Annotated in this window: 7 protein-coding genes and 2 pseudogenes; 2 read left to right on the forward strand and 7 right to left on the reverse strand. The window is 41.7% G+C overall.

Annotated elements, in window-relative coordinates; all coding sequences use genetic code 11:
• Positions 1 to 145, forward strand: a pseudogene (locus tag LH47_RS15620) (UPF0236 family protein); the annotation flags it as partial.
• A gap of 151 nt (positions 146 to 296) precedes the next feature.
• On the opposite strand, the pseudogene LH47_RS13645 reads toward LH47_RS15620, so the two are convergent.
• The 7 genes and pseudogenes from LH47_RS13645 to LH47_RS13675 form a co-directional block, all read right to left on the reverse strand.
• A pseudogene (locus LH47_RS13645) lies at positions 297 to 1,277 on the reverse strand (heavy metal translocating P-type ATPase); the annotation flags it as partial.
• Positions 1,278 to 1,291: 14 nt separating this feature from the next.
• Complete coding sequence (locus LH47_RS13650) at positions 1,292 to 1,603, reverse strand: metal-sensing transcriptional repressor (protein WP_043968441.1); 312 nt, start codon at positions 1,601 to 1,603, stop codon at positions 1,292 to 1,294.
• A 385-nt stretch (positions 1,604 to 1,988) separates the two neighbouring features.
• Positions 1,989 to 2,261, reverse strand: coding sequence for a hypothetical protein (locus tag LH47_RS13655; protein WP_043968443.1), 273 nt, complete (start codon positions 2,259 to 2,261; stop codon positions 1,989 to 1,991).
• Positions 2,262 to 2,320: 59 nt separating this feature from the next.
• Positions 2,321 to 3,055 carry a nucleotidyltransferase family protein gene (locus LH47_RS13660; protein ID WP_043968445.1) on the reverse strand — a complete coding sequence of 245 codons (735 nt, stop codon included), beginning with the start codon at positions 3,053 to 3,055 and terminating at the stop codon, positions 2,321 to 2,323.
• Between the two features lie 509 nt (positions 3,056 to 3,564).
• Positions 3,565 to 4,119, reverse strand: coding sequence for a TVP38/TMEM64 family protein (locus tag LH47_RS13665; protein ID WP_043968447.1), 555 nt, complete (start codon positions 4,117 to 4,119; stop codon positions 3,565 to 3,567).
• Entirely contained in the window at positions 4,120 to 4,791 is a 672-nt protein-coding gene (locus LH47_RS13670; protein ID WP_043968448.1) for a response regulator transcription factor, read from the reverse strand.
• A 2-nt stretch (positions 4,792 to 4,793) separates the two neighbouring features.
• A complete protein-coding gene (locus LH47_RS13675; RefSeq protein WP_043968450.1) occupies positions 4,794 to 6,170 on the reverse strand; it encodes a sensor histidine kinase in 1,377 nt (458 codons plus the stop codon).
• 191 nt (positions 6,171 to 6,361) lie between these two features.
• Between LH47_RS13675 and LH47_RS15630 the strand changes: the two genes are divergently transcribed.
• Positions 6,362 to 7,304, forward strand: a protein-coding gene (locus LH47_RS15630; RefSeq protein ID WP_152619632.1) for an IS630-like element ISBs2 family transposase whose coding sequence is annotated in 2 segments (ribosomal slippage) — positions 6,362 to 6,575 and positions 6,575 to 7,304 — 944 coding nt annotated over the 2 segments. Because the reading frame shifts where the segments join, the coding sequence is not laid out codon by codon here. This gene is flagged as partial in the annotation.

A 7,304-nucleotide genomic window follows, 5' to 3' on the forward strand; every position in this document is an offset into this window, starting at 1 on the left:
GTCCAAGCGGGTTGAACAGGCCAAACGGAAGGCAGGACGGTTGTGGGCAGATGTGGTGCGTCAGAATCTACCGTGTCTGCAGCGGTCATCCGGGACGCCGATCCATCAAGCGTTGTCGGCGCTTCGGGATTTTGGTTGGGTGTAAAAAAATGGAATACAATATCATCACTTCAAGATGAGGGATGAGAGTCCAAAAGCGCTTACGATATCAATTCCTGAAAATGGTTCGCTAACTAGTGATTGACAACACCCGTAGTGAACCGAAAAAATGTTCTCCACAAAGTCTTGACTGACTCGATTTTTTCTCCTGGCTTGACAACGATCGTATCGCCGATCACCACTTCCTCGAGCGGAACTTTTATTTCTTCCCCATTACGGATGACAGTCGCTTCCTTTGCCTGCAGGCTCAACAACTTAGAGATAGCTTCTGTTGTTCGCCCTTTCGCAAGAGCCTCAAAGTATTTGCCGACAAGCACAAGCGTAATCAAGACAGCGCTTGTTTCAAAATACAATCTTGGCATATATTCAGGATTCCCAAGTGTCCGAAAAGCTTCGTACAAGCTGTAAAAGTATGCGGCCGATGTTCCAAGCGCCACGAGGACGTCCATGTTAGCGCTCTTGTTTCGTAACGCCCGGTACGCCCCTACATAGAAAGGACCACCGATGTAGAACTGAACAGGTGTAGCTAAAAGAAGCTGGAACCACGGATTCATCAACAGATGCGGCATCGGCAAGCCGATATCAAACGGCATATGGGCAAGCATCGTATAAAGCAAAGGCAGTGATAAGATGATCGAAATAACGAGTTGCCGTTGTTTTTGTTTAAGCCGTTCTTCTTTCCGACCAGCATCGTCTTGTTCTTCGTTTCGAATTTGCCCTTTGTACCCAAGCTTTTTGATTTTCTCTAAAATATCTTCGACAGATGTAACGCCTTCCTTGTATTCGACAACCGCACTGTTTGTCGCCAAGTTTACAGTAGCGCTTGTCACACCTTCCATCCGATTTAACCCTTTTTCAATCCGTGTCGCACATGCCGCACATGTCATGCCTTCAATATCGAGCGTCACTTTTTCTGTCGCAACGCCATATCCTAACTTTTCAATTTTCGCTTCAATATCGGCGATAGTATATTTATTCGGATCGTATTGAACGGTCGCTTTTTCCATCGCTAAATTGACCGTTGCTTCTACACCGTCCATTTTATTAAGCACTTTTTCAATGCGAGCAGAACAGGCAGCACATGTCATGCCGGTCACCTTGAGTGTCACCGTCCGCACTCGTCTCTCCTCCCTTACTTCGAAAACTGTTTAATGACATCCATAAGCTCGCGAATGGATTCTTCACCGCTTCCTTCGCGAATCGCTTTCGATACACAATGGCTGACGTGACGTTCTAACAAATTCAATCCGACTTTATTTAACGCCGCCGTAATCGCCGAAATTTGCACTAAAATATCGATGCAATACCTATTGTCCTCGACCATTTTTTGTACACCGCGCACTTGTCCTTCAATGCGCTTCAAGCGCTTGATAATACTTTCGATTTCTTGTTCCGTTCGTGGAACCATTTTTTTATCCATATTGTGATCTTCACAATGGCTCATCAAACATCACCTCTCTGATTACATTATACCCGTAATGGGTATATAAAGCAATGGAAGTACAACATTATTATCGTCAACGTTTCCCCATGCTCTATTCACTTTTGGTAGATTTTTTATGAAACAAAAATTCCGTAAACAGAGACCTTTCTCAACGAATCGAACTGACGGACAAACAGACTCAACTCTTTGCGGCTCTTGGGCTGGAGCCTCCTCCGAAGAATTATAGGCATTCATCCTCGCACCTAGATACCCTACGAAGTATGCTCAAATGCCTCTCGTCCCTTTTATATCAACGGATGAGAGACATTTGGTTTGCCTAGTCACTGTCGAACTCAGGCATGACAATCAAAACAAAAAGAAAACCACCTCTTTTGTAAAGTCTCTTTTATAAAGTGGTCTTTGGTGCACGCGGGATATATTTTTCTTTCAGGTTCAAAGCTTTCACAAAAGTTTCAACTGATCTCGTCACAGTAGCAGGTCCGATTGTCCTTTGTGTTCTTCTAAATGTTTGAAGATCTCTTGCACCATATACTCCAATGCTTGCTTCTGGTGTTTTAGAACGAATGTATTTGTAGGCTATTTTAGCCTCTTTTGTTGACGGTAATTCCAGAATAACCGACTTATCATCCGCAGCCGAAATAATATAAACTTTGCTCATTTTTCATTTCCCTCACTTATACGTGAATTATACCCGACTGATACCTAACTTTATCCATTTTAATATTGGTCAACGTCATCAATATCTTCACCGTTTTCATCTAAATATTTGTTTGAAAATGCTTGTTCATAAATATAGTCTACATATGACTTAATTGCAATTTCATCGCTATTAGGAAATATTGGAACACTTTCAAGCCACTTACTCAAATCTAACGCATATTGATTTAATTGATCATTATCCATTTTGTATATTTGTTCATGTAAATATTCATTCAATAATGCATGTGTTCTTGTCCAAAATTGAATTTCAATAGGGAAAACATAATTATTTAGTCTTATATAAACGTGAATAGCTTTATACCCATCATCATAAGTTTTCCCTAATGTTTGATCAACAATGTTGCATGCATCTTGTCCATACGGACAACATGTTACAAATTCATGAACTATTTGTTTCAACTCTGCAGTGTCTGCTTTAATAATAAATCGCATTCCTAAAATGTCGTTTGCAATTTTGTAGAGCTGTTTTGTCAATTGATTACGTTCTAATTTCAGCTTTATTGATGCAGGATCCTTGTAACGGTAAGTAAAGTCAATTTCAGGAATATGTTTAATTAATTCAACGATTTTATCTGGATATTCTGCTGTATTTAAATAATAATCTTCTACCTTATTTTTTAGTTCCTCAAAAAGTTCTTCATCAAAACCTTTGTATCTGCGAGAAGTCTTGATTTCCGGCCCATGTTCAATAATTTTTTCTATAATTCCCCAAATTCCTTTATACGGCAACATAAAATTTCCCCTGCCAGATAAAAAATCTTAACTACTAATAGCATAACGTGATTAACGTATGTTGTAAATTATCATTACAGAGAGAGAGAGAGTCCTTTTTGCATGAAATTTGCTTTTTCTATCGCGCTTCGCTTGGTGGCTTTGATGTCCCTTCTCATCGTATTCGCTCAACAGATTTCCTACGGCATCATACTTGTTTTTCGTGACGACGTTGCCTTCCATCAAGCGAATGGCGTCAAACCAGACCGTTCCTGTGTATGCGGAACATAGGGGATGCGTCCACTTTGTCAATCGGCTTAAACGAATGGATCAAAATGGCCGCACGGTTCCAATCTTGCGTACCGATCGGAAAATCAGCCGTATACGTTTGAGTCGTTCTGTCTACAAAATACACTTTCGCGGTAATGGAATAATCGCTTGCACTCACGGTACCGTTAGCTTTGACATCCTATCACGGTCGACTCTCCTTTGTACGATGTGGATAGAAACATTTAGAAAATATGTGGAAGTTACCCTTTTTTTTGAGCAATTCTTTTCCAAGTAAACATCAATAAAAAAGCAGATATAAGCGCCAGTATCACTTTCCCTTGCCATGTCCAATTCATCACTTGATAAACCGAATATGCCTCTAACAAAAGTGCTGGCAGTTTTCCAAGCGAGCTGGCGGCTGTAAAAAGAAGGAGCGACATGCGCCCAATAGCGGCAACGAACGTGACAATTCCTGACGGAACAAAAGGAAGAAGACGCAACGATAAAACAAGAAAAAACGCTTCTTTTCCTTCTGCCGCAAGCAAACGTTTGACTTTCGGATAGGAAAACCATTTCGTTTCCGAAAGTTTGCGAAATCCTTTTCGATATAACAAGAATGACACAATCGCACCAACTGCTTCCCCGATAAAAGATAAAAACGTGCCTTTCCAAAAACCGAATACCGCCAAGTTAGCTGCCGTGAGAAAGACGCTCGGCACAACGCCTAAAATACTAATGATGACATTCATTGCGATACTGATTAAAAAAGCGAATGGTTCATATGTTCGGAATAACGCAATGATCTGTTGTTCCATTTACGTCCCCCATTTGTACCCTACCCCCCAAACGGTTTGCAGAAATTGATCGATCGGAAAACCGGCTTGGCGGAGCTTTTCGCGAATATTTTTTACGTGCGAATCGACGGTTCGTTCTTCTGTATTGGCGTTATACCCCCATAATGTCACGATCAGTTGCTCGCGGCTAAATACTCGATTTGGATGTTTGAGAAAAAGTCCTAACATGGCAAACTCTTTTGGCGTGAGGGAAATATCGCGCCCGGCATATTGAACTTTATGCTGCGCTTCATCCCAAACTAAGCCGTGAAACTCCAGTTTCGTTTGTTTTCCTACCGAACGGCGCAATACTGCCTCCATCCGAGCGAGCAATTCGGATTCGTCAAACGGTTTTGGAATATAATCATCTGCGCCGATTTTTAGCCCTTGGACAACGTCTGTCGTCGCATCTCTTGCGGTGACCATAATAATCGGAACGTTCGAAAACTCTCGTATTTGTTTGCACGTTTCCCATCCGTCCATCTCTGGCATCATGACATCAAGCAACACAAGGTCTGCTTTATTATTTTCTAAATAGCGAATCGCCGCTACTCCTGACTCGCATTTCACACAACGATACCCATTTGGGATTAAATACAGCTCCAATAAATCCAACATTCGTTTTTCGTCATCAACCAGTAAAATGGTATACACCTTCATTCACTCCTCGGCAACGTAATGATCATGCTTGTCCCTTTTCCAAATTGACTTATCGCATGAATCGAACCGCCGTGCGCTTCGACAATTTCTTTGGCAATCGCCAACCCTAGCCCCGTCCCCCCGCCTGTTCGCGATCTCGATTTATCGACCCGATAAAACCGTTCAAAAATATGCGGCAAATCTGCTTCAGGAATTCCTATTCCTTCGTCGGAAATCATGATCATCACGTTCTTTTTCTCCATTCTTCCATCAATGGAAACGGTAGAACCTTGATGAGAATATTTTAACGCATTGTCCAAAAGATTCATCATCACTTGCTCAAACCGCTGTCGGTCGATATGGACGGTAACGTTTTCCTCGCAACGATAAATAAGCGCCATTTGTTTCGTCTGAAACGCAGGAGCCATTTTCTCGTATATTTTTTTCAAAAAAAGGCACAGTAAGGTTGGCTGTTTCTCGATGTGAAACGAATGTTGATCCATTTTCGCGAGCTCAAACAAATCTTTCACTAACTTTTGCATATGCTCGGCTTCTTCATAAATAATGGACAAATAGTTCGCTCGTTCTTCCTCGGCGATGTTCGGTCTACGCGCAATGTCCGCATATCCTTTCACATATGTAAGCGGAGTGCGCAACTCATGTGAAATGCTCGCTAAAAATTCGTTTCGTTCTTTTTTCAAATATTCCAAATCGGTCGCAAGGGTTTGAATCGCTTTTCCGAGTTGCGCTAACTCGTCTTCCCCTTTTACTTGCAGGCGGACAGAAAAATCCCCCTTGCTTAGTTTCTCGGTCGCTTGTTTCATCCGAATGAGCGGAATCGTAATGACTCTTGATAAGAAAAAAATCGTCATAATCGTCAAAAAGACAGAAACAATCCCAACGACGAGAAAATGATGTTTTAATTTAGAAATCATATTTTGAATGGAAGCCGTCCGCTGAAACATATACACATACCCTTTTGTCTTTCCATCCATCCGAATCGGGCTGGCGGTGGCAATATACGCTTGTTTTTTCCAGTTGTTTTGCACCACCATCCCGCCATGAGGAATGTGGCGGACATCGGTATGTGGAATGAGTTTTTTCGCAAACGGCAAAATGCGATCAGAAAAATATAAAATATTCCCTTTCGCATCGGTAATAACGACATCCGTTTCTGCTTCCGACTCCATCATCACAACATGTTCTAACGTAGAAAGATGATAGCTTTTTTCCAATACATCCCGATGATTGTTCCCTCTTGCCAACAACTGCTCAAATTCTTCATGAATTCTCGCGTTCACAAGTGTCACATATAACGACGCAAATAACACCGTTTCAATTCCTAACACAAAGACAAAAAACAATAGCCCTAACTTAAACGAAATTTTTCGCACAAAGATTCCTTCCTTACTGGCGTTTTGCTTTATTATAGCAGAAAAAATGTGGAGAAAATGTGGAGGAACGACATGCGCCTGTGAGGTTGAGACAGGGGGCTGCACGATATCTATATAAATTGAAATAAAGGTTTTCTCCCGTTCCACGGCGAATAAATACAAAGAGAAAATAGGGGAACGGAGAGAAAACTATGATGCCAAATCACAAAGACGAGATCGAAAAGTTGTCCACTGCCATGAAAGAAGCAAAAAGTAAACGAGCATATGAACGCTACCAAGTGATTTATCTTCATTTGCAGGGATATACCAAAGGAGAAATCGCAACGATTATTGGTCGATCCAAGAAAACTATTTATAACTATATTCATGCCTACGCCCAGCGCGGTCTTGATGGACTGGAGATGAATACTCACCTGGCGCCCCACGTCGATTGACCCCTGAGCAGGAAAAAGAGCTGGCTTTGATCATTGAACATCAGCTCCCCGTAGATGTGGGATTCGAAGCAAAATATAATTGGACGCTTGCGATAATCGCTGAACTCATTCAACAAAAGTGGGGGGCAACATACACGCTTCGCGGAACAAGTGACATTCTGCATCGGTTAGGGCTAAGCTATACGAAACCGACCTATACACTAGCCAATGCCGATGAAGAGAAACAAAAAGAATTCGTCGAAATCACCTTCCCTGAAGTAAAAAAAAAACTGGTAGATGGGAACATCGCCCATGTCCTCTTTCAAGATGAGTCGATGATTCGTGATTACCAAGCGATTCAAAAAACATGGTTTGTCAAAGGAAAACAACGAATCATTCCGACGTTTGGAAAACATCAAGGACTGAAGCTGATTGGCACGTTGAACTACGAAACAGGGGAAGTGTTTTGCATCGAAGAAGAACGCTATGACGCGGAAACATTTCTTCGATTTCTTCAACTTGTGTTAGAACGCTATCCCACAGGCAAAATAGTGATGATTTTAGATAACGCTCGAATTCACCATGCCAAACTCATTCAGCCATTTTTAAAAGAACACGAAGATCGGTTAGAGCTCGTCTTTTTGCCACCATACAGTCCGCAATTGAACTTGATTGAAGGGCTATGGAAATGGCTGAAATCAGACGTGATTTACAACGTGTT

Source organism: Anoxybacillus thermarum (genome assembly GCF_000836725.1).
Taxonomy (GTDB): domain Bacteria; phylum Bacillota; class Bacilli; order Bacillales; family Anoxybacillaceae; genus Anoxybacillus; species Anoxybacillus thermarum.